This is a genomic window from Allobosea sp., from assembly GCF_035944895.1.
In the GTDB taxonomy this organism is placed as follows: Bacteria; Pseudomonadota; Alphaproteobacteria; order Rhizobiales; family Beijerinckiaceae; genus Allobosea.
Window position 1 is genome coordinate 689,101 of sequence record NZ_DASZAT010000008.1, and the last position, 25,205, is coordinate 714,305.

At 64.3% G+C, this 25,205-nt stretch carries 22 protein-coding genes, 1 tRNA gene and 2 pseudogenes; 12 read left to right on the forward strand and 13 right to left on the reverse strand.

Going from position 1 to position 25,205, the window contains the following annotated elements; genetic code table 11:
- Position 1 precedes the first annotated feature (1 nt).
- The 3 genes from hchA to rfbB form a co-directional block, all read right to left on the reverse strand.
- Entirely contained in the window at positions 2-853 is an 852-nt protein-coding gene (gene hchA / locus VGV58_RS14815; RefSeq protein ID WP_326874770.1) for a glyoxalase III HchA, read from the reverse strand.
- A gap of 279 nt (positions 854-1,132) precedes the next feature.
- On the reverse strand, positions 1,133-1,690 hold the full coding sequence (gene rfbC / locus VGV58_RS14820) for a dTDP-4-dehydrorhamnose 3,5-epimerase (RefSeq protein ID WP_326874771.1): 558 nt from the start codon (positions 1,688-1,690) through the stop codon (positions 1,133-1,135).
- 16 nt (positions 1,691-1,706) lie between these two features.
- Positions 1,707-2,762 carry a dTDP-glucose 4,6-dehydratase gene (gene rfbB, locus VGV58_RS14825; protein ID WP_326874772.1) on the reverse strand — a complete coding sequence of 352 codons (1,056 nt, stop codon included), beginning with the start codon at positions 2,760-2,762 and terminating at the stop codon, positions 1,707-1,709.
- A 343-nt stretch (positions 2,763-3,105) separates the two neighbouring features.
- Here rfbB and VGV58_RS14830 point away from each other — a divergent pair, with 343 nt between their 5' ends.
- Together VGV58_RS14830 and VGV58_RS14835 are read left to right on the forward strand one after the other, a co-directional pair.
- Entirely contained in the window at positions 3,106-3,945 is an 840-nt protein-coding gene (locus VGV58_RS14830; RefSeq protein WP_326874773.1) for a DUF6502 family protein, read from the forward strand.
- Entirely contained in the window at positions 3,942-5,093 is a 1,152-nt protein-coding gene (locus VGV58_RS14835; RefSeq protein ID WP_326874774.1) for a DUF5666 domain-containing protein, read from the forward strand. The genes VGV58_RS14830 and VGV58_RS14835 overlap by 4 nt, the downstream gene beginning before the upstream one ends.
- A gap of 13 nt (positions 5,094-5,106) precedes the next feature.
- Here VGV58_RS14835 and rfbA read toward each other — a convergent pair whose 3' ends face one another.
- Genes rfbA through VGV58_RS14860 form a run of 5 tightly spaced genes read right to left on the reverse strand, consistent with a single transcriptional unit; the run spans position 5,107 to position 9,490 of the window.
- Positions 5,107-5,979, reverse strand: coding sequence for a glucose-1-phosphate thymidylyltransferase RfbA (gene rfbA / locus VGV58_RS14840; protein WP_326874775.1), 873 nt, complete (start codon positions 5,977-5,979; stop codon positions 5,107-5,109).
- The gene (gene rfbD / locus VGV58_RS14845) at positions 5,976-6,893 is read right to left on the reverse strand and encodes a dTDP-4-dehydrorhamnose reductase (RefSeq protein WP_326874776.1); all 918 of its coding nucleotides are present in this window, start codon (positions 6,891-6,893) and stop codon (positions 5,976-5,978) included. Before rfbD ends, rfbA begins: the two co-directional genes overlap by 4 nt.
- Positions 6,890-7,885, reverse strand: coding sequence for a glycosyltransferase family protein (locus tag VGV58_RS14850; RefSeq protein ID WP_326874777.1), 996 nt, complete (start codon positions 7,883-7,885; stop codon positions 6,890-6,892). Before VGV58_RS14850 ends, rfbD begins: the two co-directional genes overlap by 4 nt.
- A complete protein-coding gene (locus VGV58_RS14855) occupies positions 7,882-8,649 on the reverse strand; it encodes an ABC transporter ATP-binding protein (RefSeq protein ID WP_326874778.1) in 768 nt (255 codons plus the stop codon). The genes VGV58_RS14850 and VGV58_RS14855 overlap by 4 nt, the downstream gene beginning before the upstream one ends.
- A 7-nt stretch (positions 8,650-8,656) precedes the next feature.
- Complete coding sequence (locus VGV58_RS14860; protein ID WP_326874779.1) at positions 8,657-9,490, reverse strand: ABC transporter permease; 834 nt, start codon at positions 9,488-9,490, stop codon at positions 8,657-8,659.
- 347 nt (positions 9,491-9,837) lie between these two features.
- Here VGV58_RS14860 and VGV58_RS14865 point away from each other — a divergent pair, with 347 nt between their 5' ends.
- The 3 genes from VGV58_RS14865 to VGV58_RS14875 are packed head-to-tail and all read left to right on the forward strand — an operon-like array spanning position 9,838 to position 12,424.
- Positions 9,838-10,464, forward strand: coding sequence for a hypothetical protein (locus tag VGV58_RS14865; RefSeq protein WP_326874780.1), 627 nt, complete (start codon positions 9,838-9,840; stop codon positions 10,462-10,464).
- Between the two features lie 3 nt (positions 10,465-10,467).
- Entirely contained in the window at positions 10,468-11,274 is an 807-nt protein-coding gene (locus VGV58_RS14870) for an SGNH/GDSL hydrolase family protein (protein ID WP_326874781.1), read from the forward strand.
- Positions 11,275-11,323: 49 nt separating this feature from the next.
- On the forward strand, positions 11,324-12,424 hold the full coding sequence (locus tag VGV58_RS14875; protein ID WP_326874782.1) for a rhamnan synthesis F family protein: 1,101 nt from the start codon (positions 11,324-11,326) through the stop codon (positions 12,422-12,424).
- Between the two features lie 197 nt (positions 12,425-12,621).
- On the opposite strand, the pseudogene VGV58_RS14880 reads toward VGV58_RS14875, so the two are convergent.
- The 3 genes and pseudogenes from VGV58_RS14880 to VGV58_RS14890 all read right to left on the reverse strand — a co-directional run.
- Positions 12,622-12,957: pseudogene (locus VGV58_RS14880) on the reverse strand (transposase); the annotation flags it as partial.
- Between the two features lie 310 nt (positions 12,958-13,267).
- Positions 13,268-13,344 (reverse strand) — tRNA-Arg (locus VGV58_RS14885).
- 173 nt (positions 13,345-13,517) lie between these two features.
- Positions 13,518-14,783, reverse strand: coding sequence for an amidohydrolase family protein (locus VGV58_RS14890; protein ID WP_326874783.1), 1,266 nt, complete (start codon positions 14,781-14,783; stop codon positions 13,518-13,520).
- A 126-nt stretch (positions 14,784-14,909) separates the two neighbouring features.
- On the opposite strand from VGV58_RS14890, the pseudogene VGV58_RS14895 reads away from it, so the two are divergent.
- Positions 14,910-15,299, forward strand: a pseudogene (locus VGV58_RS14895) (nuclear transport factor 2 family protein).
- Positions 15,300-15,304: 5 nt separating this feature from the next.
- Here VGV58_RS14895 and VGV58_RS14900 read toward each other — a convergent pair.
- Positions 15,305-16,063 (reverse strand): GntR family transcriptional regulator, encoded by a 759-nt coding sequence (locus tag VGV58_RS14900; RefSeq protein ID WP_326874940.1) that lies wholly within the window; start codon positions 16,061-16,063, stop codon positions 15,305-15,307.
- A 181-nt stretch (positions 16,064-16,244) separates the two neighbouring features.
- Between VGV58_RS14900 and VGV58_RS14905 the strand changes: the two genes are divergently transcribed.
- From VGV58_RS14905 to VGV58_RS14930, 6 genes are all read left to right on the forward strand, one after another.
- Positions 16,245-17,126, forward strand: a complete 882-nt coding sequence (locus VGV58_RS14905) for an ABC transporter ATP-binding protein (protein ID WP_326874784.1) — start codon at positions 16,245-16,247, stop codon at positions 17,124-17,126.
- A 1-nt stretch (position 17,127) separates the two neighbouring features.
- Positions 17,128-17,901, forward strand: a complete 774-nt coding sequence (locus VGV58_RS14910; RefSeq protein ID WP_326874785.1) for an ABC transporter permease — start codon at positions 17,128-17,130, stop codon at positions 17,899-17,901.
- A gap of 33 nt (positions 17,902-17,934) precedes the next feature.
- Positions 17,935-18,960 carry an ABC transporter substrate-binding protein gene (locus tag VGV58_RS14915; RefSeq protein WP_326874786.1) on the forward strand — a complete coding sequence of 342 codons (1,026 nt, stop codon included), beginning with the start codon at positions 17,935-17,937 and terminating at the stop codon, positions 18,958-18,960.
- Positions 18,961-18,975: 15 nt separating this feature from the next.
- On the forward strand, positions 18,976-20,409 hold the full coding sequence (locus VGV58_RS14920; protein WP_326874787.1) for an amidohydrolase family protein: 1,434 nt from the start codon (positions 18,976-18,978) through the stop codon (positions 20,407-20,409).
- A 468-nt stretch (positions 20,410-20,877) separates the two neighbouring features.
- Complete coding sequence (locus tag VGV58_RS14925) at positions 20,878-21,366, forward strand: hypothetical protein (RefSeq protein ID WP_326874788.1); 489 nt, start codon at positions 20,878-20,880, stop codon at positions 21,364-21,366.
- A gap of 278 nt (positions 21,367-21,644) precedes the next feature.
- The gene (locus tag VGV58_RS14930; RefSeq protein ID WP_326874789.1) at positions 21,645-22,043 is read left to right on the forward strand and encodes a hypothetical protein; all 399 of its coding nucleotides are present in this window, start codon (positions 21,645-21,647) and stop codon (positions 22,041-22,043) included.
- A 25-nt stretch (positions 22,044-22,068) separates the two neighbouring features.
- Here VGV58_RS14930 and VGV58_RS14935 read toward each other — a convergent pair whose 3' ends face one another.
- Positions 22,069-25,203: an efflux RND transporter permease subunit gene (locus VGV58_RS14935; protein WP_326874790.1), complete on the reverse strand. Its 3,135-nt coding sequence runs from the start codon at positions 25,201-25,203 to the stop codon at positions 22,069-22,071.
- Between the last annotated feature and the right edge of the window lie 2 nt (positions 25,204-25,205).

Genomic DNA, 25,205 nt, shown 5'->3' on the forward strand with positions numbered 1-25,205 from the left:
GTCACGCCGCGTCGACCTCCTTCAGAAGCGTATCGGCGGCGAGCCTCCCCAGCGCGTTGCCGGCGAGCGGGCTGTCCCCGGTCAGCAGCTTGCGGTCCCGATGCACGGCGCCAGAGATGTTCTTGTTGAGGATCTCGAAGCCGAGCGCCTTCAGCTTCTCGCCGAACTTCCAGGTCAGATGGCCCGGCATGTAACCGATTTCGGGCGTCTCGGCGTCCAGCGCGTCGGGGAAGGCACAGATCTTGTAGCCGCGGTAGATGTCACTGTCGCCGATCGCCAGGAAGGCAGCCGGTCCATGACACAGCGAAACGACGAACCTGTCCTTCGCGGCGGCCCATTCCAGGACGGCCCTGACGTCCTCGCTCTCGGGAAGGCCGATCAGGGCGCCGTGACCGCCTGGGATGAAGATCGCGGCGTAGTCGTCCAGGCCTTTCTCGATCACCTTGGACAACTTCAGCGGCTGCTTGAACTGGGCGCGGTATTTCGCGAACAGCCCCTTCACCTCCTGGTCCTCGGAGGGCATGGCCCAGAGCTCGAACTTGACGGGATTTCCCGACAATGTGACCACGTCGAAGGCGAAGCCGGCCTTGTCGAGATGATACATCGGCAGCAGCGTCTCGACCGGGTGGTTGCCGGTCGAGAAAAACGTGCCGTTGTCGGTCAGCAGATAACGCTCGTCGGCGCCGATCATCAGCACCTTCTTCTTACCCTTGTAGGAATCGGGATAGTCAGCGCCGCTGAGGTTCGACTTCGGCGCAGTGAACTGGCTCAACGAATAGGGAGAGGGAAAGTACGCGTTGTCCTCGGCGGGATCCGGGGTCGGGCGCTTGTCGTTGGTTTGCGGATGGGCCACGGCGTCCTCCATTAACGTGAATGACGATCGGACCCACCCTAAGCCGTCGACGCCAGGCGGCAATGAGGGATTTCCCTCAACATCTATGGGCACCTGGAGCGAGCCCGGCAGGCGCCAGGAGCGGACAGTGGGGAGCTGCCCGAGAGCCGACATTGCGTAGCCACGGTCAGTTGGAAGGCCCCTCAAACGCCTCCACCTGCGCAAGATCGAGACCAAGCCAACTGAAGTCACAACAGCCGTGGCGGGAGCGCTTCAGTATGGTGCGGGCACGCTTGCTCATCAGTCGAAAAAGCGCTGCATGTCGGCAAGCCGCGGATGCTCGCGATCCTTGTCCGAAAGGGTGAACTCCGAGGGCGGCAGGCCCCAGTCGATGCCAAGGACCGGGTCGTCGAAGGCGAGCCCGTGGTCGTTATCGGGCTCGTAGGGCGCCGTGACCTTGTAGAGCACCTCGGTGTTCGGCTCGAGCGTGGCGAAGCCATGTGCGAAACCGGCTGGCACCAGAAGCTGTCTCCAGTTCTCGGCCGAGAGCTCGACCGCGACATGCCTGCCGAAGGTCGGGGACGATGTCCGGATGTCCACGGCAACGTCAAGGATGCGCCCGCGTATCACGCGCACCAGCTTGTCCTGCGCAAAAGGCGGCGACTGGAAATGCAGCCCGCGCAGTGTGCCGACCTGGGCCGACAGCGATTGGTTGTCCTGGACGAAATCGAGATCGAGCCCGGCCTCGACGGAGGCCTTGCGGCTCCAGGTTTCCGAGAAGAAGCCGCGATGATCGCCGAACTTCCTTGGCGTGATGATCTTGACGGCAGGGATCGCCGTTTCCTCGACACTGAGCATCGCTTCCATATCCCGTTCAAGCCGCGCCAAGGCGTTCGCCGCGATAGATGCCGGAGCGGATATCGCCCCACCATGTCGGATTGGCGAGATACCATTCGACCGTGCGGCGCAGGCCGATCTCGAAGGTCTGCTTCGGCTTCCAGCCAAGCTCACGGCCGATCTTGCCGGCATCGATCGCATAGCGGGCGTCATGACCCGGTCGGTCGGTGACGTAGGCGATCAGGCGCTCGTGCGGTCCCGCCGGATCGGGCCTGAGCTCGTCGAGGATGGCGCAGACCGCCTTCACCACCTCGATATTGGCCTTCTCGCTATCGCCGCCGATGTTGTAGCTCTCGCCGAGCTTGCCGGCCGTGGCCACGGTCAGCAGGGCGTCGGCATGATCCTCGACATGGAGCCAGTCACGCACATTGAGGCCGTTGCCATAGACCGGTAGCGGCCTGCCCTCGAGCGCGCTGATGATCATCAGCGGGATCAGCTTCTCGGGGAAGTGATAGGGGCCGTAATTGTTCGAGCAATTGGTCATCACCACCGGCAGGCCGTAGGTGTGGTGCCAGGCGCGCACGAGATGGTCCGAGGCGGCCTTGGACGCGGAATAGGGCGAGTTCGGCCGATAGGCCGTGTCCTCCCGGAAGAAGCCTTCGGCGCCCAGAGAGCCGAAGACCTCGTCGGTCGAGACGTGGTGGAAGCGGAAACCGCCCCTGCGATTGTCCGGCAGGGCCCGGTAATGGCGCAGCGCCACCTGCAGCAGCGCGAAGGTGCCGACGACATTGGTCTCGATGAAGGCGGCTGGCCCGTCGATCGAGCGGTCGACATGGCTCTCGGCCGCCAGGTGCATCACCATGTCGGGCGCGAAATCGGCGAAGATCTCCTTCATCCGCTCGCTGTCGCCAATATCCGCCCGTTCGAAGCGGTAGCGGTCGCTGCCTGCAACAGGATCCAGCGAGGCGAGGTTGCCGGCATAGGTGAGCTTGTCGACGACGCAGACCTGATGCCCGGTCTCCCTGATAAGCTTCCGTACAACTGCCGAACCAATGAAGCCGGCTCCGCCGGTCACGAGAAAACGAAGGCTCAACTGACTGCTCCCATCAAAGCATGGCCTGCGCAGCGGGCGGATGGAATTGGCGGCGTCATTGCCTCAACGCGCCATTCAGCAGGAACATCGCGTAGGGCGTCGACAGCGCGAGGGCGCAGCAGAAGACCCGCCGCAGCATCGCAACGGTTGTCGACGACCCCGGAGCAAAAGCGAGAGGGTGGCGCATGGTGGAATGACGGTGTGGATTGGTCGATGGCACAGGATGCATGGCACAAGTCTATGTGGGAATTATTCCCACATAGACTTGTGCCGCCAATCTTGCAATAGCCTGCGGAAAATTTGTGGGATTGTGTCCCACTTGAATTGAGGCTAACTGAAGCCCATGACGGACGCCGCGCCCGCCCCAACCGCCGACAAGCTTTATCCGCCGCTGGCTCGGCTGCTGCGCCCGCTTGTCCGCCTTTGCATCCGTGCCGGCATGACCTTCCCGGCGCTGTGCCAGCTTCTTCGGGAGTTGTACGTCAACGTGGCGGAATACGATTTCGCTCTGCCTGGCAAGGAGCAGACCGACAGCCGGGTCAGCCTGCTGACCGGCATCCACCGCAAGGAGGTGAGCCGCCTGCGCGGCGCCGGCGCACCGGTCAATGCAGTGCCGGCAGCGGTGTCCCGGACCGGCGCCATCATCGCCCGCTGGCTCGCCTCGTCCCGCTTCTGCGACGAAGCCGGTGCGCCCCTGCCGTTGCAGCGCAGCACCGACGGAGCAGGCCCGTCTTTCGAGGAACTGGTCTCGTCCGTGACGCGCGACGTGCGACCACGCGCGGTGCTGGACGAATGGCTCGACCGCCGGGTCGTCACGATCGATCAGGACGACAGGATCGTGCTGGCCGAGGCCGCCTTCATCCCGCAGCAGGGCGACGACGAGAAACTGTATTATTTCGGCAGGAACCTGCACGACCACCTTGCGGCGGCGGCTGAGAACGTCCTGGGCTCCAAGCCCGCTTTCCTGGAGCGCTCGGTCCATTATGACGGCCTTTCGGCCGAGCTGGCCGAGAGGCTCGAAGCGCGCTCTCGCGAACTCGCTTTGGAGATGCTGCAACGCATCAATCGGGAAGCGCACGCCGCCAGCGAGACCGATCGCGGCGGCGAACATCGCTGGAACTGCGGGGTCTACGTCTTCCGGGAGCGGGACGACCGCGCGCGCGACGAAAGCGGACAGGAATGACCCGGCACCCCGTACTGACCCGCCGGGCGGTTCTCGCCTCGCTGGGTGCAAGCGTCGCGTCGCTGCATCCTGCGGTCGCCGCTCCGGAGAAGCCGCGCGATGTCGGCATCGGCGGCACCGGCTTTGCGCCGGAGGGACAGGGCGGCGGCGATCGCGGCATTGGCGGCACCGGCTTCGTCGGGACGATCCAGCGCTTCGGCAGTATTTTCGTGAACGACCGGCGCATCGCCTATGGGCCGGATGTGCCGGTCACGATTGACGGGCTGGAGCGCAGCGCTCGCGACTTGCGGATCGGTCACGTCGTGCGCGTCGTGGCCAGGACGGATTCCGCCGGGCTCGCCACGAATGCGATCGCGGTCGACCGTGAGGTGGTGGGGCCGATCACGGCCGTTTCCGCGGATGCGATCGAGGTCCTCGGGCAGAAGGTGCAGATCGCGGGGGCCAGGCCGCCAGGTGCCTGGCGCAAGGGCCGACGCGTCGCCATCAGCGGCCTGCGCCGGCTCGACGGCACGATCGCCGCCAGCCTGATCGAGCCGAGCGAGCGAGGTCCGTCACGGGTTCTCGGGGTGCTCGAACGGGACGCAGATGGCTTCTGGATCAGCGGACTCAAGCTGACCGGAGCTGACGAGGCTCTTGTCGGCCACCGTGTGGCTGTGACGGGCCGCATCGTGCGCTCGGGTTTCCTTCCTGCCCGCATCGAGATCGCGCCGCCGTTTCCGACAGCGGGCTCGGTCTCGATCGAGAGCTATGTCAGGGCCCGCGATGGGCATTTGCTGCTCGGTTCCGGCCTCTCCGTACGCAGCGACGCCTTCGCCTACGGTCTCTCGCCGTGGGAGGAATTCCGCGCCGTGCTCGACGGGCGCTTCGGCTTCGATGGCACGCTCAGCATCGAGACGATCCGCTTCGCCAGGACGAGCGGGGAAGGCGAGGGGCATTCTGGCGGCGCGCCTGGCCCGGGTGGTTTTGGGCCGGGCGGTTTCGGGCCCGGCCCAGGCGGGTTCGGCCCCGGACCCGGAGGGGGATTGAGCGGTCCCGGCGGCGACCTTGGTGGTCCTGGCGGCGGACCGGGCGGCGGCGGTCCCGGAGGCGGTCCCGGTGGAGGTGGCCCGGGAGGAGGAGGTTCTGGCGGTGGTGGGCCGGGCCGCTAGTCCTTAGGCGCTTTCACGCCTGCTCGGCAGCGATTGCCAGGAGCTTGCGGCCGTAATCGGTCTTGTCGAGAGCACGGCCTCGCGCGCAGAGCTCCTGGTGCGAGATGAAGCCTTGATGAAAGGCTATCTCCTCAAGCCCCGCAACGAGCTGACCCTGGCGCTTCTGGATGGTGCGGACGAATTCGCCCGCCTCCAGCAGGCTGTCATGCGTGCCCATGTCGAGCCAGGTGTACCCACGCGACATGCACTCGACATGGAGCTCGCCGGCTCGCAAATAGACCTCGTTGACGTCCGTGATTTCGAGTTCCCCGCGGGCGGAAGGCCTGATGCCGGCAGCGATGTCCACGACCCGGTTGTCATAGAAGTAAAGACCGGTGACGGCCCAGCGCGATTGCGGCGAGCTGGGCTTCTCAGCGATGTGCAGCGGCCGGCCGGACGTATCGAGCGTGACGACGCCATAGCGCTCCGGGTCGTCGACGGCATAGGCGAAGACCGTTGCGCCGGCCTGTCGCGAGCGGGCCCGCGCCAACATGTCGTTCAGGCCGGCTCCGAAGAAGATGTTGTCGCCCAGCACCAGCGCGACGCTGTCCTCGCCGATGAAGTCGCGGCCAATGATGAAGGCTTGCGCCAGGCCCTCGGGGCGCGGCTGCACGGCATAGCTCATCCTGAGGCCGAAGCCCGAGCCGTCGCCGAAGAGGGCGACGTAGTTGTCGAGATATTCCGGTGCCGAGATGATCAGGATCTCGTCGATGCCCGCCTGCATCAGGACCGAGACCGGATAGTAGATCATCGGCTTGTCGTAGACCGGGACGAGCTGCTTGTTCACGGCGAGCGTCGCGGGGTGGAGGCGCGATCCGCTGCCGCCGGCAAGAATGATGCCCTTCATGATGTCCTCGAGAGTTCAGGCTGTTGGTACTGCGTGGAGGCGGTCGGACCGAGCAGCCGATCGAGCACGATGTCGATGTCGCGCCGGAAAGGCCCGAGCGCGATGCCCCGCTTCGCGGCGAGCGAGCAGTCGAGAACGGCGTTGAGCGGCCGTCTCGCTGCCGTTGGATGGGCGCTGGAAGGGATGGGCGTAACCTTGGCCCAAGAGCCACCGCGCTTGCGTGCGAGGTCCAGGATGATCTGTGCCTGCTCGGCCCGGCTGAGGGCGGTTTCGCCGGCCAGGTGCATCAGGCCGCCGGTCTTGCTGCCGCCGATCATGCCATGCGCGAAGATGAGCAAGGCCTCGGCCAGAGCGGGTGCATAGGTTGGCTTCCCGTGCTGATCGCCAACGATCGTCAGGCTGTCGCGCCCCTGCGCCAAGGCCAGCAGCCGGGTCACGAAGCTCTCGCCCTGCGGCCCGAAGGTCCAGGAGGTCCTGACGACCAGCGCGGACGGCATCGCGTCCAGCACGGCGCGCTCGCCTGCCCGTTTGGAGGCTCCATAGATATTGATGGGGCGCGGTATGTCGGCCTCGTGATAGGCCCCATCCTTGGTCCCGTCGAAAACGCAGTCCGTCGAGACGTGGATGAGCGGAACGCCAGCACGCGAGCAGGCCTTCGCCAGGGTGGCCGGGCCGTCACGGTTCAGGGCGAAGGCGAGTTCCGGTTCGCTCTCGGCGCGATCGACCGCGGTATACGCCGCGGCGTTGATCACGGCAGCGGGGCGAAACGCTTCGAGCAGCCGTTGAGATGCATCCGGCACCGCCAGGTCGAAATCCGGGCGACCGATGCTGACGACGTTCCCGCTGCCCTGGTCGGCGAGGGCGGACGCAAGCTGGCCGCTCTTGCCCAGGACCAGAATGGTCGGGCTTGTCATGACAGCCTCTGCGGTGTCGCCGCCGCATCGCTGGCGATCCGGGGCGCCGTAGCGCGGCTGTTCCGCCCCAGTCGCCAGACGGGGATGAGAGCCCGGTCCGGTGGCCCCATGCGCCCGAGCACACCGTCCCTCAGGCCGTTCGCCAACGCCGCCACGCAATCGGATGAGAAGCGATGATGGGCGAGATAGACGGCGAGCCTGACGGGCAGCGAGACCAGGAACTTGATCTTGTGCCGGGCCGGCACGTGCCGCAGCCGGAGCATGGCGAGCTGGTTGCGGATGTAGGTGTAGAGCCGCCGCGGCGGCTGGTTGGTCAGCAGCAGGCCGAGAGGCAGCCGGATGACGCCTTGCCCGAGTCGATGCGGCATCGGCACTGCCGGATCGACCCAGATCGAATAGCCTGCGGCAACGGCGCGCAGGCACCATTCGATGTCGATGGCGTCGATGAAGTAGTCGGATCGAAAATCGCCGATGGCCGCCAGTGCGCTGAGGCGGATCAGCGAGCCCGATGAAATGACGAAACGCGTCCGCAGCGGCTCGTCCTGGCCCGCCCGGGCAGCGATTGCCAGGCGCATCTTTTTGCCTTCGGGGGCGATCGGCTGTGGACCGACGATAGCCGGCTTCTCCCCGCAGGACGCCAGACGGCGGTGGGTCGCCATCAAAGCCGCGGCCATGCCGGGCTCGGGCGTGCTGTCCTGGTCGAGCAGGAGCAGGAATTCGCTGTCGCGGGCCTTGGCCAGATGGCAAAAGGCGTTGTAGGCGGCGCCAAGGCCTCGATTGAGGCCCGGCCTCAGGATCATCAGTTCTGCGCTGCCGGCTGCCTCCTCCAGTGCCTGCTGTTGCTCTCCGCTGACCGGTGAGTTGGCATAGATGGCGACGGTCGAGACATCGTCGGCAAGGGACGAAACAAGGCTTTGCAACGCCGCGAACGGCGGATGGTAGATCACGATGCCAGCGAGGCAACGTGCCGGGTTTCCAGCAGGATTGGTCATGCCGGGATTCTCCTGGGTGTCGAAGGTGACGGGGTCTGGGACAGCAGCTCGCTCAGCGGCCCGTCGGCGACGAGGCGGCCATGTTCGAGACGCAGCGCCCGGGTGCACAGGCCGGCGAGCAGGCTGTCGCTGTGCGAGGCGAGGACGAGGATGCCGGCGCGGGCGACGAAGGCGGCCAGCCGCGCCTGCGCCTTCGCCATGAAGGCGGCGTCACCGGCGAGAATGCCTTCGTCGAGCAGCAGCACGTCGGGATCGACGCTGGTGCAGATCGCGAAGGAAAGCCGCGTCTGCATGCCGGCCGAGTAGGTCCGGATCGGCATGTCGAGGAAGCCGCCGAGCTCGGTGAAATCCGCGATCTCGTCGATACGGCTCTCGATCTGGCGCCGGCTCAGGCCGAGATAGAGGCCGCGCAGCCGGATATTGTCATAGCCGCTCGCCTCGCCATCCATGCCGAGGCCGATGTCGAAGAGCGGTGCGATCTTGCCACTCACCGCGACGCGCCCGGCCTGGGGCACATAGATGCCGGCGAGGACGCGCAGCAGCGTCGTCTTGCCGGCGCCGTTATGCCCGACGAGCGCGACGCGCTCGCCATGGGCGATGCCGACGTCGATGTTTCGCAACGCCTCGACGCAGACGCGTGAGCGGGCGTCGGAGCCGATGCGCCCGCCAGTGGCGCTGCTGACGATGCGGTTGCGCAGGGAGCGGGCGCTGCCGCCATAGAGCGGAAACTGCAGGCTGACGCCATCGAGACGGATCGAGCTCATCGACGCCTCACAGCCAATAGGCGACGCGCCAGCGCAGTCGTGCATAGAGCGCAAGCGCCACGCCGAGATTGAACACGGTGAAGGCGAGTGCGACGGCAAGGCTCGCCATCGGCACGCCGGCGCCGAGCAACGGCGCCCGTACGATCTCGATCAGGTGGAACAGCGGGTTGAACTCGGCGAGGGCCTGCCGCTGACCGAGATCCTCGGCGCGCCAGAGCACGGGCGTGACGAAGAGCAGCATCTGCGTCGCGTTGGCGACGAGCGGCATCATGTCGCGAAAGCGTGCACCGACGAGGCCGAGAGACACGCTCCAGCCGATCCCGTTGATCAGCACGATGGCGAGGCCGGGCAGTGCGGCGAACCCAGCCCAGCCCGGCTTGATCCCGCAGGCGGCGAGGACGGCAAGGACGATCACCGCGTTGTGCGCGAGGATGATCAGGTTGCGCCAGACGACGCGCAGCACATGGATACCGATCGGCGCCGGCATCTGCTTGATCGCCGCCGTCGCCGCGGTGAACGTGGCAGCGCCTTCGTTCAGCAGGGCGGTGACCAGTGACCACAGCACCATGCCGACGGTGACATAGGGCAGGTAGGTTGCGACCGGCACGCGAAAGAGCGCCGCATAGGTGATGCCCAGCCCTGCGACGAATACGGCCAGGCTTATCGTCAGCCAGAATGGTCCGAAGACCGAGCGGCTATAGCGCTGGCGTACATCGTACCAGCCCATCGTCAGCCAGAGCTCGGCCAGCCGGACTGCGCTGGCAAGGTCGATGAGCGCGCTGCGCCACGGATGGCGCCGGCGAAGCCGTGCGTCATGAACGAGCATTGCAGGGTTCGACACCCGTGAAACTCCTCGAAAGGGCGGTTCGATCACCTCGGCGCCGAAATCTCGCGTCGGGTTGACAGGCTCAATATGTGGGAATAATACCCACGTCAAGTGTGAGTGGGAAATTTTCACACACATGAAGCGCGCATTTTCCAGATCGGTGTGAGCACGGAAACGGATGTCGAAGATCAGCAAGCAAGCAGCGAGACGAGGTGCTCGTCGGTGCGGCCCCGGAAGCCGTTCTGGCGAGGAAGGGCTTGTGCTCGGCCCATGGCGCCGACGCTTCGGCTTAACCAGTCGCGACGCCGATAGCGCCGCACGTCGCAGCAATCGCTGATCCCCTGATCGAGACCACGATGCGCATGGACGACATCAAGACCGTGAAGCGGCGCGCCAGCCAGGGCGTAATTCGCAGGTTGTTGCAGGCCGTGTCCGCCCCCCTGAAACGCCGGGCGCGAATGCCTCTCCATCCCGCCGGAAATCTACGGCCGGAAGCTGCAGCCGGCCATTGGCGAAGCGAGGGGTTCGATTCCTATTTCTATGTTCCGATGCAGTGCCAGGCTGGGCCTCTGCTCGTCAGCTTCGACGCAACGCTATGCGAAGCCGGCACCGATCATCGCAATCTCTGGCGGCTTTACTTCGACATCGGCGAGGGCTTCCGGGACGAAGATTGCCTTGTCGTCAACTCCAGTGGTGCCCGAATCGAGATCGAGACGACGATCAGCCTGCCGGCGCCAGCGTTGGCTTTCCGGATCGATCCTTGCGCCCAGAGCAACCGGTTCGTGCTGCACAAGCTGGTGCTGAGTCCGCTGGCTGCGTCGCAGCCTCCGTCGGAGCAGATTCCGCGCCGGCTTGTTCAATTGCACCGCTGCTGGGCGTTGCTTCGAAAGACAGTCGCCGCGGTTCGGTTCGGGCAGCGCGGCCGTCGGCCAATGCAGCGGCAAAACACGGTTCAGCTGCCACTCACCGGTTTGGAATGTGGAGCCTGAGCCATGGGCCCAGCATCGCAGCAGCACCTCGTTGCCACGCGCCGAATGTCGACCATTGCGCTGATCGCGCTCTCCTGTTCCGGCCTCCTGTTCGCGATGGGGGTTGGCGGAGGGGTTCAGTGCTGGCGCGCGCGTGACATCGGCGCCCGCGAATTCGATGGCTTCCGGCAAGTCAGGATCAAGACGATTCAGGCACAGCTCGACCAGGTCGAGGGGCCCTATATCGTGATCATGGGCGACTCCCATGCGGAGCGGCTTTATCTGCCGAGCCTATGCGGCCTGCCGGTTGTCAATGCTGGCATGTCTGGCGCGACGGTCAGCGATGTCCTTGATCTCTCCCGCGCGATCACACCACGCCACAAGGCAGACGCGCTGCTGCTGTCCGTCGGCACCAACGATATCTGGGCGAAGCGCTTGCCCGAAACCGATCATGCCGAAGATGCCTTCCAGAAGGGCTTGGCCGCCCTGAAGTCGCGCCTGAGGATGTGGAGCGACCGCCGTGCGCTTGTCGCGATCCCGCCGGTGGCGAGCGGTGAAATAAGCCAGTTCCCACGCTCCGCGGCAGAACGCTATTCGGGCATGCTCGCCCGGTCCTGCGAGCCAGAAAGCTGCGTCTACCTCGATCTTTTTGCAGGAGCGCAGCGACCTGCCGGCGCCCGCTCGGCCTTCAGCGACGGTGTGCATCTGCGCAACTATGCCGGCTTCGTACGGTCCCGGGAGAGAGAGCTTTGCGTTGGCCTGGGCCTCAAGCCCGGAATCGCAACGCTCTCGCAGCGGCGTGGCACTTCTTCGCTCAGCGCCGAGTTTTAGGGGCCGTCCATCTTGGGTTGTCATCATAAACCGCAAGTGCAGGTGTAATATGTTTGTAAAAATCAAGTTCCTGTTGTTTCATCTTGCTAGGTTGCTGGTTAAGTTGATATATCATGATGCTGTCGTTATATATTCAAAACTAAGGTCAAGAGTCTCCAAAAAATCTTCGGTATTATTTATTGCAGATGGTGAGCGGAGCCATGAAAATAACCACTACGCCATATTTCTCATATATCAGCCCAAGCAAATCTCTTGGTATGTAAAAAATGCGCTCGATTCATTGAACTCTGCCGGGGTTAACGTCATTGTTATCGTCAATCACAGCGTAAATGATTCGCAGTTGTTATTTCTAAAAGAAAATTCAAAATCAATAATGGTAAGAAACAATTCAGGATTTGATATCGGTGCGTTTCGCGACGCAACGATATATTTAAATTCTCGAAATCATGATGTCGAACGTGTGCTTTATCTCAACGACAGTACGTATTTTTTCAAGTCAGGGCTGACAGAGTTGTTCTCAAATCTTGTCACGTCGAAAGCTGATATATGTGCCCCATTCGAGAACTGGGAGATTCACTATCACATTCAATCTTTTTGCTTTTCTATTGACGGCAGCATTTTTAGACACCCGAGCTTCCAGAAATTCTGGATAGACTACATTCCTGTTAATTCAAGGTTGTGGGCTATCAACAAAGGCGAAGTTGGCTTGTCGCGGACCATGATCCCGATCGCCAATTCGATCGATATTGTTTACAAGCCCAATAATCTTCGTGCTCACTTGAGTGAAGTTGTAACTCTGGACGACCGCATGAAACTTGCGAGATTGATCCCTATACCGATCCGAGGCCAAAGTTCTGAGCTTTGTTCGCTAACGCAATCGGAAGTCACTCAATTTTTTATCTCGAAGATCGGCGGCGGATCTCAGATTCATACAGGAGGATTCATATATAGAAGATACGAGCGATGCCCGCTGATAAAAAGGGACCTTCTATACAGGGGGCAGTTCACGATCGATGAGATAGAGGAAGCCCTGATTGAAACGGGCCACGAAGATCATTTTGATGAAATCATGACGGATTTTCGTAGAAAAGGGAAGGCAAACCAATTGCCTGTTATCAAAAAATTACAGGCAGCCAGCGGGATTATTTAGAATAAATGCTATCACGTTTTCTTATTCAGTTTTTTTTTAAATTCGCCCTATAAGCAATTTTCGGTAATTCTTTTTCAGAAGAAATATGATCGCGATCAGCAGCTTTCCGATGGCGCAGCCCAACGTTTTATGGGTCGTGTCCCTGCTGGTGGCGTAGCTTGTGGCCGCCATCACGATGACCCGCCTGGCCCGGCTGGTCAGGCGGCCAGGGCTGGCAGGCTGACGATTGGATCTCGCTGATCGGAGCGATGCTTTCCAGGGTGGTGTAGTGGGCGCGCTGAACGGCCCACTCGTCGTTCTGTTCGAGCAGGATGGCACCGACGAGCCTGGTGATGGCCGCTTCGTTGGGGAAGACGCCGACGACCTCGGTCCTGCGCTTGATCTCGCCGTTGAGGCGCTCCAGCGGGCTCGTGCTGTGTAGCTTGGCGCGTTGCTGGGTCGGGAAAGGTCATGTAGGCGAGCACGTCGGTCTCGGGGGCATCCGTCAGAGCGGCGAGCTTGGGAACCGTCGGCCTGAGCTGGTCGGCGACACGGAAGCGACCAAGTGATCCTATAGGGTATCGTTTGTGACCGGCTTGCTTCGTGTGGCCAGTAGCAATGGCGGCAGCGTCAGCGAGGTGCTGGACGAGTGGGCACTCCAACTCGCAGCCGGCGAACGGTGCTCGCGCGTTCGGCCTTATGAAGACCTGCTGCTTAGTGAGCGAAGCCGTTAGGCGAACGCAGCGCAAGCCGGTGAGCCGAACGGTCCGTCAAAGTCCGTGGGTGATTGCAGGCATACACCTAGGTATATTTGATGGTTATTGGACGTTTTTGGTCCGATTCCATCTAAGTTTCTGATTTTGTTGGCGCGCCCGACACGATTCGAACGTGTGACCTTTGCCTTCGGAGGGCAACGCTCTATCCAGCTGAGCTACGGGCGCAATCCGTGCAGGCTGGATAGCTGATTGCCGCTGCTTCGGCAATGCGGGAATTTGCGACGGAGCGAAGGGCTGTCAGGCCAGGGGCATCGGTTCCGATCGTGTCGGGTGCGCCGCGGCCGTGGCGGGACTTGCAATCTCCTCCCCACGATAGCCATCCGGCAGGCAATGCTCTCTCAACCCATTGGCCGGGCGGGCTTTCCCGCAACCGGCATGTTCAGCTTCGCCGGCGGCCTCTCGAAGCTCAGGCGGCCGCGCTTGAAGCCCATGACCGGCTCAGAAATCTCCGCTAGCGCGGCGCCCGGCGTCCCGGCATCCAGGATGGCGAGGTCGGCGGGATTGCCGACCGCGATGCCATAGTCGTCGAGACGCATCAGCCGTGCCGGCGAGAGGGTCACAAGATCAAGGCACTGCTCGAATTCGTGTGGGCCGCATTGCGCGACATTGGCGTAGAGATTGGCCAGGCGCAGCAGCGAGCCGTCGCCGAAAGGCGTGAAGGGATTGAGAACGTTGTTCGTGGCGACCGAGCAGGTCACGCCTTGAGCTGCCAGCAGGTGCGCCGGCGTGAGCCCGCGCGGCCTCGCGTGGGTCTCCTGCCGCCCCATGAGGTAGAGGTCGGTCGCCGGCAGCACGGTCAGGGCGATGCCGGTGTCGACGAGCTTTCGCCCGATGATCGCCAAGGCATCGGGGGGAACCATCGAGAGCTTGGTCACATGGCCGATCGCCACGCGCCCGCCCCAACCATGCAGCTGCGTCTGCCGACAGACCTCGTCGAGATGCATCCAGCTCGGGTCGAGGTCGAAATCGAGGTGGAAGTCGAGATCGACATCGAAGCGCCGCGCCAGTGCGAAGAGCCGCTCGATCTGGGCCGCCGGATCGGTGTCGGTGTAGGGGCAGCCGCCGAGGAGGTCGGCTCCATTCTCGAGGGCGCTGACAAGCAGCTCCTCGGTGCCGGGATCGTTGGTCAGGCCCTCCTGCGGAAAGACGCAGATCGACAGGTCGAGCCCCCAGGCATAGTCGGCCTTCAGCGCCTTGATCGCCGCAAAACTGCGCAGTCCGGCGCGCGGGTCGACCTCGACATGCGTGCGCATCCGGGTGGTGCCCTTGCCGATCGCCATTTCGATGACCCTGGCGCCGCGCTCGTAGACATCGGCCGCGGTAAAGTCGCGCTTCATCGCGGCGACGGACGCGATGGCGCCGGCGAGCCCGCCATCGCAGTGGCCGCAGCGGCCGAGCAGGCAGGCCTTGTCGAGATGGATATGGCTGTCGACGAAGCCCGGCAGTGCCAGTCGCCCGCCGACCTCGATCTCCGGCGCGTCGCAGCGCAGCCCCGCGCCTATGGCCGCGATCCGCCCGGCCCTGACGCCGATATCCTGCGGCTGGTCATGGCCGCGGACGGTGGCTCGGCGGATGACGAGATCGAGAGAGGGGGCGGCCAGCATGGTTCGATCTGTCGTTTGGTATTCAATTATCCTAAAAACATGCATGCACTTCATGTGCCAGTCGCCAGGCACATGGCTCAGGATCACCTCGTGACAGTGAACCAGGCTGTGTTGAACTGCGTGGAGATGCTCTCGTACGCCGAGATCGTGCGAGTTGATCTCGAAGCCTCGATGGCGCCGGATCCGGACGGCGTTGCAAGCTAGATGGCGCGGGAGGCGCCGATCACCTTTACCGGCGGGCGCCTGTTCGACCATCCGAGCGGATCGTCGGGCTTCAACGCCATGCGCTATCGCTGGGTGAAGAAGCGCATGGAGCGCTTCGACGTCTGTCCTGCGGAGGGCGAGACGATCGTCTACAGAGTCGGCACGCCCTGTGGTGAATGGCCCGACGGAATGGCCTTCGAGGGCAATCGCTACGTCGATCGCTTCGTCGTGCGCAACGGGATGATCGTCAAGATGGATGCCTCGAACGACAGCGCTGAACGCATCCTGCAGCAGCGCGGCATCGTCGCCTGAACCGGCTATTTGGCTGCGTCCAGCCGGCGTTTGCGCCCGGAAGGCGGGTTGGCGGGCGCTGCTTCGGCATAGGGTGCTAGAATATCCATGATATCGCGCCCAACCGGTTTTGCGTGTGCGACCAAAGCGCGTTCCGCGACCGAGTCGAGGTGATGGTGCATCAGGCTCGCCACAGCCTCTACATTCCCCGCTTCGAGCGCATCGATCAGCAGCCTGTGCTCGTTGATCCCGCATTCGGATGAATGTGGCCGGCTGAACAGGGACAGCGTCAGGCAGCAGCGATAGGCGATCTCGCTGACATAGCGGATCAGGATCGGGCTCTGCGTCATCTCAGCGAGCAGGATGTGGAATTCGGTCGCGAGCCGGATCGAGACTGCGTCCGGCCCGCTGCGTGCGGCATCCTCGGCATCGACATGAGCGCGCAGCGTCGCGACCTGGCTCTTGCTCAGCCGGCCGGCGAGTTGGCGCACGACGAGGCGCTCGAGCTCGATGCGGATGTCGAACGTGTCGCGCGCCTCCTGCCAGCTCGGGGTCGCGACCACGGCGATGCGGTTGCGGCGCAGCTCGACCAGTCCCTCGGCCGCCAGCTGACCGAGTGCGTGGCGCGCGATTGTGCGACTGACGCCGAAACGTTCACCAAGGGCATCCTCGGGCAGTTTCTCGCCCGGCTCGAGCGCCTGCTCGATGATCGCACGGCGCAGGGCCCGGCATATCTGTCCGACCTTGTCCGAGGGGCCGCTGCCCCCACCACCGTCACGCGCCATCTTCGTCGCCCACCCTGTGCGAGTCGTCTTAGCGCCGCCCCGGGGGGGCGCGCAATGCATGCAGCGCGCCTGGAACCGACTAGTAGCCACCGGCAGCGGTCGTGCCTTCGCCGCTCGATGAAGGGAGAGGTGAACAAGGGTATCGAATGCAGTTTGGCATTCATATTGCATGCACTTTCTCATGAGCCAGACCAGCCCCCTTCTCGCCATCGCGGTGGCGCCGGAACCCGAAACGCAGGCCGCGGTGCAGCCGCGGCCTGCGGCGGAACTCTCGCAGGCCTCCGTCACGTTCGGGCGGGGGGCGAACGCCGTTCCCGCCCTCTCCGAGACGACGCTACGCATCCCGGATGGCGAGTTCCTCGCGCTGGTCGGCCCGTCCGGCTGCGGCAAGTCGACCATCCTGCGCCTGGTCAGCGGCCTGGTGCAACCGAGCTCCGGCGCCGTCATCGTCGGCGGGCGCGAGGTCGCGGCCAAGGCGCTCCGGCTCGGCATGGCCTTCCAGAACCCGACCATGCTGCCCTGGATGACGATCGAGCAGAACGTCATGCTGCCCCTCAAGATCGTCGAGCCGTTCCGCTCGCAGTTCCGCAAGGAGAAGCGCGGCAGCTTCCGCGACAGGGCGCATGCGCTGCTCGCGCAAGTCGGGTTGCAGGGCTTTGCCGGCAAATATCCCTGGCAGCTTTCCGGCGGCATGCTCCAGCGCGCCAATCTCTGCCGCGCCCTGATCCATGAGCCGCGCATGCTGCTGCTGGATGAGCCGTTCGGCGCGCTCGACCAGTTCACCCGCGAGGAGCTCTGGGCGATCCTGCAGGAGCTCTGGCTGACGCATCGGCCAACCGTCCTGCTGGTGACGCACGACCTGCGCGAGGCCGGCTTCCTGGCGAGCCGCATCTGCGTGATGAGCGCCCGGCCCGGCCGGGTCATCGACGACAGCCCCGTCGCATTCGCGCGTCCGCGCAGCATCGCCATGACCTTCGAGCCCGGCTTCGTGGCGCTCAACCAGCGCCTGCGCGAGCTGATCGTCGATGCCCGTTCGGCCCAGGCAACAGCGGGGAGTCACTGACATGTCCGAGAACCTCAAGCGCAAGTTCTGGGCGGCTGCGCTGATCCTGTTGTTCTTCGCCGGTTGGGAGGTGTTCTGCATCGCGTCTGGCATGTCCGACCTGATCCTGCCGCGGCCGAGTCAGGTTTTTGCCACGCTGGTGCAGCGCTTCCCGATCCTCTGGCCGCACATCCTGCAGACGCTGGCGACGACGATGCTGGGCTTCGCGCTCGGCGTGGCGCTCGGGGTCGTGCTCGGCGCGATCATCGGCGTCTCGCGAACCGCCTACGACACGGCCTACCCGCTGCTGATCGGGTTCTCGTCGATCCCCAAGGTCGCGGTGGTGCCGATCTTCGTGCTCTGGTTCGGTTCGGGCACGGTCCCGGCGGTGCTGACCTCGCTCGCGATCTGCTTCTTCCCTATCGTCGTCAACATTGCGACGGGCCTCGCCACTACCGAGCCTGAAATGGAGGACGTGCTGAAGGCGCTCGGCGCCAGCAAGCTCGACATCCTCTGGAATGTCGGCTTGCCGCGCACGATGCCCTTCTTCTTCGCCTCGCTGAAGGTCGCCGTCACCTATGCCTTCGTCGGCACCGTGCTGGCCGAGACCGTCGCCTCAAATCGCGGCATCGGCAACGTGATGATGACGGCCTCCTCCAACTTCAACGTGCCGCTCGTGTTCGCCGGCCTCTTCATCCTCGCAGGGCTCGGCGTGGCCCTCTACGTCGCCTTCTCGCTGATCGAGATGCGCGTCACCGGCTGGGCCAACCGCAAGAGCGACTTCGCCGCCGCCTGATCTCAATCCACGCAAAACAAGAGGGGAAAGACCATGCTCAAGACACTGACTGCGGCCCTGCTCGCGAGCTTCGCGCTAGCCGGCCCCGCGCTGGCCCAGGAGACGACCATCAAGTTCACGCTGGGCTGGAAGACACAAGGATCGGACGCCGCCTTCTTCGTCGCGCGCGACAAGGGCTACTACAAGGCCGAAGGGCTGAACGTCGTGATCGACCAGGGCGAGGGCTCGGGCGCGACGGTGACCCGCATCATGGGCGGCGCCTATGATGCCGGCTTCGGCGACGTCAATGCGATCATCCAGAACGCTGCGGCCAAGCCCGGCGAAAACCCGGTCATGGTCTACATGATCTGGAACCGCCCGCCCTTCGCGATCTCCAGCAAGAAGACGACCGGCATCGCCAAGCCGAAGGATCTGGAAGGCAAGACGCTCGGCGGCTCGCAGGGCACGCCGACCACGCGCCTGCTCGAGGTCTTCGCGCGCAAGAACGGCATCGACATGGGCAAGGTCAAGCTCTCGAACATGGCGCCGAACCTGCAGGAGCCCCTGCTGATCAAGGGCGAGATCGACGGCGCGTTGATCTTCAACATCACCAGCTACTTCAATCTGCTGCTGAACCGGCAGGACCCGCAGAAGGACTTCAACTGGCTGATGTTCGGCGATTACGGCCTCGACCTCTACTCGAACGGGCTGATGGTCTCGCAGAAGCTGCTCAAGGATAACCCGAAGGCCGTCGCTGGGCTGGTCCGCGCCACCAACAAGGCCATGCTCGAGATCGGCAAGGACCAGAATCTCGGCATGAAGGGTGTGATGAATTTCGACAACCTCGTCGACGAGAAGATCGAGAAGCAGCGCCTGCAGTATTCGTTCAGCGAGCTGATCGTCTCGCCCGAGATGAAGGAAATCGGCGTCGGCGACACCAAGGACGACCGCATGGCGCGCGCCATCGGCATCATCGTCGAAGGCTACCAGCTGGCTCGCACACCGAAGCCGGAGGAAATCTTCTCCCGCCAGTTCCTGCCGCCGAAGGGCGAGCGCGAGCTGGTCTACACCGCGAACTGAGCGCCGGGGCTTGTCATGAGCAAGACGGCATTCGCGACGAGCCTGTTCACCGGCAAGGACCTCGTCGCGAATGCCGCGCTTCGATATGAGGAGGGCGTCGTCGGCGCCGTCCTGCCCGACCAGCCGGCGCAAGCGGGGCCGCGCCGCCTGATCATCCCCGCGCTGGTCAACGCGCATGACCATGCGCGCGCGAGTGCGACCTCGTTTGGCGCGTCGAACATGCCGCTGGAGACCTGGATCCTGCGCTCCGCGCTCGGAACGCCGCCCGATCCGTATCTCGCCGCGGCCGTCTCTCTCGCGCGGACCGCGCGCGCTGGCTGCGGCGCCATGATGGTCCATTACACGCGCCCGAGCGGCACCATGCCCATTGTCGAGGAGGCTCGCCAGATCGCCCGAGCTGCGCGCGATGTCGGCATCCGCATCGCCTTTGCGTTGGCGGTGCGCGATCAGAATCCGCTCGTCTATGGCGACAGCGCCGCGGTTCTCGACGCCTTGCCGGCCGAAGCCCGCCAACCGATCGAGGAGTTGTTCGTCAGGTCGCCGTCGCCGCCATCTGTCTATCTCGATCTGCTCGACGAGATTCATTCGGCAATCGCCGGCCCGCTCATCGACGTTCAGTATGGCCCGGCCGGGGTGCAATGGTGCTCGCCTGCGCTGCTCGAGGCCATCGCCGAGCGCTCCGCCGCGACCGGCCGCCGCATCCACATGCATCTGCTGGAGACGATCTACCAGCGTGCGTGGGCTGACCGGACCTTTCCGGGCGGAATGGTGCGCTACCTAAAGGATATCGGGCTCCTGTCGGAGCGCCTGACACTGGCCCACTGCGTCCATGCCCGGCCGGACGAACTCGACCTGATCGCGGAGGCTGGTGCGATCATCGTCACCAATTTCAGCTCGAACCTTCACCTGCATTCCGGCCTGGGGCCGATCGCCGACGCACATCGGCGCGGCTGCGCGATCGCTGTCGGGGTCGACGGCGCGGCGCTCGACGAGGACGACGATGCCATCCGGGAGATGCGCCTCGTCCAGCTTGCGCATGACGGGCTGGGCTTCAAGCGCAACTGGAGCCGCGCGGAGTTCCTGGAACTGGCGGTATGCAATGGCCGCCGAACGGTCGGCGCGCCAGGTCCGGGCGCGCTCGTTGCCGGCGCACCAGCCGATTTCACGGTGATCGACCTCGATCGGCTCGATCGCGATGCGCTGATGCCCGTCGATCCGCTCGACCTGTTCTTCGCACGCGGCAATGCGAGCTGCGTCCGCGACGTCGTCGTGGACGGCCACTGCATCCTGCGCGATGGGCAGCCGACAGGGATCGATCTTGAGGCGCTTCAGACGGAGCTACGCTCGCTGTTCCGGAAGAACCTACCGGCCTTCGCCGCGATGCAAGCAGCCTGGCCGACCCTGGAGGGCGCGACTGAGCGCTGGTTCGAGCATGCGGGGTGCAGTTAGACGGTGCCTCGCAAGCAGCAGAGCGCACGCGAAGGATCCCTCGGCGGGCCGGTCAACCGACCGTCGAACCAAGCACTTCCAAATGCAGCTTCGGGTGCCGCCGTGCGTCACCGTGGCGTCGTCGTGGCATTTGCTCGTGCCGGCGAGAAAGCTTCGCCACAGACAAGCGCTCTATAGCCGTGATCAAAAGATACATTCTGGCGGCGCCTGACAATAATTCCCAGCTTTGGAAGGGCAACGCTCTATCCAGGTGAGCTACGGGCGCAATCCGTGCAGGCTGGGGAGCTGATTGCCGCTGCTTCGGCAATGCGGGAATTTTGATGAGGCGCAGTTCTCCTCCGGCAAAGGTCACACGTTCGAATCGCGTTGGGCGTGCCGCGAGTGTGGTGACCAATCTTTGGTTCAGAGGCTGACGCAGGCGGCCTGATGATTATGGCAAGATAGCCGCAGGCATCCTATCGTTTGCCGATGTTGATCGATGACCGACAAACGATCATTTTTTCGCAGCGACGCTTGCCGCTTCCGCTCAGGCTTTTCAGCATGGTTCTCGGGCTGGGCATCGCGATCATCGTGCCAGCTCCGTTCATCATTCACGCGGATTGGGGAACGCCTTCGCCGGGCTTGCTGTTGGCGGCGCTCTGCATCGTGTTTCCGGTCATCGTGGGGAGCTTCTTCGTGCTCTTGGCCTTTGCAAGCTCCACCGAACTCCGGCTGGACCCGGCGACGGGCTGCGCCACACGGATGATGCGAGGGCCTCTTCTGCGACGCCACGAAACCTATCCGTTTTCGGCCCTCCAGCCGCCGACGCTGATTATGCGGGACAGCGAGGACGGGCCGTTTCCCGTCTTGCGTATGCGCCTGCCCCGATGGCCGGCGGTGGAAATGAGCGATTTTTCCGGGCGCTCCGAAGCCGAGGAATGGCAGAATCGTATCACGAAGCTTCTTGCGAGGGCTTGAGCCGATCCCCGCCGCATTCGGCAATGCGGGATTTTGGATGAGGCACTGTCCTTCGAAGGCAGAGGTCGCAGGTTCGAAGCGTGCCGGGCGTGCCGCGAGTGTGGCCGAGGCCGAACATTGATCTTCAACCTGCCCCCGGGATTTCGCGCGTTCCCCATCGCAAGATCCAATCGACCAGGTCAGCGGGATATTTCCGCTCGAGGGTCACAATGAACGTAGGCTCGGCATCCATGGCAATCCCGCGAGTCTACGGGAGGCCTGCCGACTTGGAGAGCGGAGTGGGTGGTTTCGATATCGAGGAGGTCTTCACGGAGGACGGCGACCTGCTCGTGCTCTCGCTGGGCTTTGCGTCCGCGCGTGATCCGCTGGATATCCTGCATGTCGCATGCGGCCATCAGCGCGGCGGCCACCAAGCGCCACGGGGCGAAGACCAGCTCTATCTCGAACGTACCGACCAGGACCTCGCCTGCGACGGCCGCGAGGTGATCCGGCTGGCGGCACGTCTCGACCATGTCGAACTCGCACTGAGCGAAGAAGGCGCGCGGCTGCTGCAGCTGCCGCGTCTCGTCCGGTTCCGCTTTGGTGCCCGTCCAGAGTTGTTTTCGATCGCGCTGGCTCAGCTGAAGGCCATGGCAGCCGCGGGGCAGGATTGCATCGTCATCGACGGGCCGGCCTGACGGCCCGTCGATGTCCGGATCCGGTTCAGGCCTGCTCCTCCTTGGGCCGGGTCGATGGCCGCAGGCGCTCGCGCAGCCCCTGGAAGACCACATAGAGCGCCGGGATCACGAAAATGCCGAGGAAGGACGCGAACAACATGCCGCCGAAGACCGGCGTGCCGACATCGCGCCTGGCGAGCTTCGATGGCCCTTCGGCGATGACAAGCGGCAACAGTCCGAGGATGAAGGCGAAGGAGGTCATCATCACCGGACGGAAGCGCAGGCGTGCACCCTCCGTCGCCGCATGCAGGAGCGGATGCCCCTTCTCGCGCAGCTCCTTGGCGAACTCGACGATCAGGATGCCGTTCTTGGCGGCGAGGCCGATCAGCACGACGATGCCGATCTGGGCGTAGAGATCGAGCGTCAGCTTGGCGATGACGATCGCAATGAAGGCACCGAGCACGGCGACTGCGACCGAGAGCAGCACGGGCACGGGGATCGTCCAGCTCTCATAGAGCGCGACCAGGAAGAGATAGGCGAAGAGCAGGGCGAAGGCGAGGATGATCCCCGTCTGCCCTTCGGCCCGCTTCTCCTGGAAGGAGACGTCGGTCCATTCGCCACGATAGCCCGACGTCAAGGTCTTGGCGGCGACCGCCTCCATCGCCTTCAGCGCCTGGCCGGAAGAGACGCCGGGGGCAGGCGAGCCCTGCAGCGTCACCGCCAGGCGGTTGTTGTAGCGGATCAGCGCCTGCGGGCCGACCACGACCTTGGCCTCGACGAAGGAGCGCAGCGGCACCATGTCGCCGGACTTGCTGCGGACATTGATGCGGTAGATGTCGTTGACCGAGGCGCGGTCGGTGCCCTCGGCCTGGACCTGGACCTGCCAGGTGCGGCCGAACAGGTTCATGTCGTTGACGTAGTAGCCGCCGAGCGAGGCCTGGAGCGCCTGGAAGACGTCGCTCAGGGCGACGCCGAGGATCTGGACCTTGTCACGGTCGATGTCGAGATAGATCGACGGTGCCGAATCCGAGAAGGTCGAGAACACCCGGCGCAATTGCGGGTCCTGATTGGCCGCGACGGTGAGGCCGCGTAGCGCCTGGCCGAGCGCCTTGGGATCCGAGGAACCCATGTCCATCAGGACATAGCTGAAGCCGCCGCCGCTGCCGAGGCCGATGATCGGCGGAGGCGCGACCGGAACGACGTTGCCGTCGCGCACGCTGCGGAATTTCTGGGCCAGACGGGCGATGACGGCCGAGGCCGAATCCTCCGGGCTGGTGCGCTGGTCGAACGGCTTCAGCGTCACCACGAAGAAGCCGGCATTGGGCTGGGAATAATTGTCGATGAAGTTGAGGCCGATGATCGTGGAATAGTCCGCGATCGCCGTCTCGGTCTTCAGGATGCCCTCGACCTCGGAGGCGAGCGTCGAGGTCCGCCCGATCGAGGCACCATCAGGCAACTGGGCGACGACGAAGAAGGCGCCCTGGTCGTCCTCCGGCAGGAAGCCGGTGGGCGTGATGCGCCCCATCGCGTAGATGCCGGCGCCGAAGGCCGCGGTCAGAGCGAGGCTGATGAGGGCGACGCGCACGAGCCGCGCCACGGCCGAACCATAGCGATCGCGCGTCCAGTCGATGCCGCGCATGACATAGCCGATCGGCCCACGCCGCGGTCCGTGATGTGGCTTGAGCAGGATGGCGCAGAGCGCAGGCGAGAGGGTCAGCGCATTGATCGCCGAGAGCACCATCGCGACCGCGACGGTGACGGCGAACTGCCGGAAGAGCTCGCCGGAGATGCCGGGGATGAAGGCGACCGGCACGAAGACCGAGAGCAGCACCAGCGTGATCGCGATGATCGGGGCGACGATCTCGCCCATCGCACGCTTGGTCGCCTCGGCCGGCGTCAGCTCGGGATGCTCCCCCATCACGCGCTCGACGTTCTCGATGACGACGATCGCGTCGTCGACGACGATGCCGATGGCGAGGACCACGGCGAGCAGCGAGACGGTGTTGGCGGAATAGCCGATGGCGTTGAGCACGATGAAGGCGCCGACCAGGCTCACCGGCACGGCGATGGTCGGGATCAGCGTCGCCCGGAGATTGCCGAGGAACAGGTAGACGACGAGCACGACGAGGACGAAGGCCTCGATCAGCGTCTTCTGGACCTCGTGGATCGTGGCGGTGACGAAGGCGGTCGGATCGTAGGTGACCTTCCATTCGAGACCTTCCGGGAAGGACTTCTGGAGGTCGCCGATCGTCTTCTTGACGGAGTCGAGGGCGGTGAGCGCGTTGGCGCCCGGCGCCTGGTAGACGCCGATCAGCACGGCCGGGCCGCCGTTCAGGCGGGTGTCGCGGTCGAGATTGGCGGCGCCGAGCTCCAGGCGCGCGACATCCGAGAGCCGCAGCACCGAGCCGTCGGCATTGGTGCGCAGCACGATCTTGCCGAACTCTTCCGGCGAGGTCAGGCGGCCCTTGGTCTGGATATTGAGCTGGAGCTGCTGGTCGTCGGAGATCGGGCGGGCGCCGATGCGGCCGACCGCAGCCTGCGCGTTCTGGCCCTGGATGGCGGCGATGATGTCGCCGGTGGTGATGTTGAGGCCGGTCAGGGCGTCGGTGCGGACCCAGGCGCGGATGGCGTAGTCCTGTGCGCCGAAGAGCGAGGCGTCGCCGACGCCGGCCGTGGACTTGATCGCGTCGAGCAGGTTGATCGTGACATAGTTCGAGACGAAGAGCGTGTCGTAATTGCCCTTCGGCGCATAGACGGCGATGACGCCGAGCAAGGCAGAGGACTGCTTCTTGACGACGACGCCGCTGCGCTGGACCTCCTGCGGCAGCTTCGAGAGAGCAAGCTGGACGCGGTTGTTGACGTTGACGTTGTTGATGTCGGGGTTGGTGCCGAGCTCGAACGAGACCTGCAGGGAATAGCTGCCGTCATTGCCGCTGACGCTCTTCATGTAGAGCATCTTGTCGGTGCCGACGATCTGGGCCTCGATCGGCTGGGCCACGGTCTGCTCGACCACGGCGGCGGACGCGCCTGGATAGGAAGCCCGCACCGAGATCTGCGGCGGCACGATGTCGGGATACTGCGCGACGGGAATCGCGAAAAGCGAGAGAAGCCCGGCGATCGTCGTGACGAGCGCGATGACGATCGCCAGCCGGGGCCGGTCGACGAAAACGGAGCTCAGCATCG

Coding starts and splice junctions, on each gene's coding strand:
- VGV58_RS14870 (WP_326874781.1), top strand. CDS start 10,468: ATGGGCCCAGCATCGCAGCAGCACCTCGTTGCCACGCGCCGAATGTCG.
- VGV58_RS14900 (WP_326874940.1), bottom strand. CDS start 16,063: ATGGCGCGTGACGGTGGTGGGGGCAGCGGCCCCTCGGACAAGGTCGGA.
- VGV58_RS14910 (WP_326874785.1), top strand. CDS start 17,128: ATGTCCGAGAACCTCAAGCGCAAGTTCTGGGCGGCTGCGCTGATCCTG.
- VGV58_RS14855 (WP_326874778.1), bottom strand. CDS start 8,649: ATGAGCTCGATCCGTCTCGATGGCGTCAGCCTGCAGTTTCCGCTCTAT.
- VGV58_RS14915 (WP_326874786.1), top strand. CDS start 17,935: ATGCTCAAGACACTGACTGCGGCCCTGCTCGCGAGCTTCGCGCTAGCC.
- VGV58_RS14875 (WP_326874782.1), top strand. CDS start 11,324: ATGTTTGTAAAAATCAAGTTCCTGTTGTTTCATCTTGCTAGGTTGCTG.
- rfbC (WP_326874771.1), bottom strand. CDS start 1,690: ATGCTCAGTGTCGAGGAAACGGCGATCCCTGCCGTCAAGATCATCACG.
- VGV58_RS14830 (WP_326874773.1), top strand. CDS start 3,106: ATGACGGACGCCGCGCCCGCCCCAACCGCCGACAAGCTTTATCCGCCG.
- VGV58_RS14935 (WP_326874790.1), bottom strand. CDS start 25,203: ATGCTGAGCTCCGTTTTCGTCGACCGGCCCCGGCTGGCGATCGTCATC.
- VGV58_RS14890 (WP_326874783.1), bottom strand. CDS start 14,783: ATGCTGGCCGCCCCCTCTCTCGATCTCGTCATCCGCCGAGCCACCGTC.
- VGV58_RS14920 (WP_326874787.1), top strand. CDS start 18,976: ATGAGCAAGACGGCATTCGCGACGAGCCTGTTCACCGGCAAGGACCTC.
- rfbD (WP_326874776.1), bottom strand. CDS start 6,893: ATGACAAGCCCGACCATTCTGGTCCTGGGCAAGAGCGGCCAGCTTGCG.
- VGV58_RS14835 (WP_326874774.1), top strand. CDS start 3,942: ATGACCCGGCACCCCGTACTGACCCGCCGGGCGGTTCTCGCCTCGCTG.
- VGV58_RS14905 (WP_326874784.1), top strand. CDS start 16,245: ATGAGCCAGACCAGCCCCCTTCTCGCCATCGCGGTGGCGCCGGAACCC.
- rfbA (WP_326874775.1), bottom strand. CDS start 5,979: ATGAAGGGCATCATTCTTGCCGGCGGCAGCGGATCGCGCCTCCACCCC.
- VGV58_RS14865 (WP_326874780.1), top strand. CDS start 9,838: ATGGACGACATCAAGACCGTGAAGCGGCGCGCCAGCCAGGGCGTAATT.
- VGV58_RS14925 (WP_326874788.1), top strand. CDS start 20,878: ATGTTGATCGATGACCGACAAACGATCATTTTTTCGCAGCGACGCTTG.
- VGV58_RS14850 (WP_326874777.1), bottom strand. CDS start 7,885: ATGACCAATCCTGCTGGAAACCCGGCACGTTGCCTCGCTGGCATCGTG.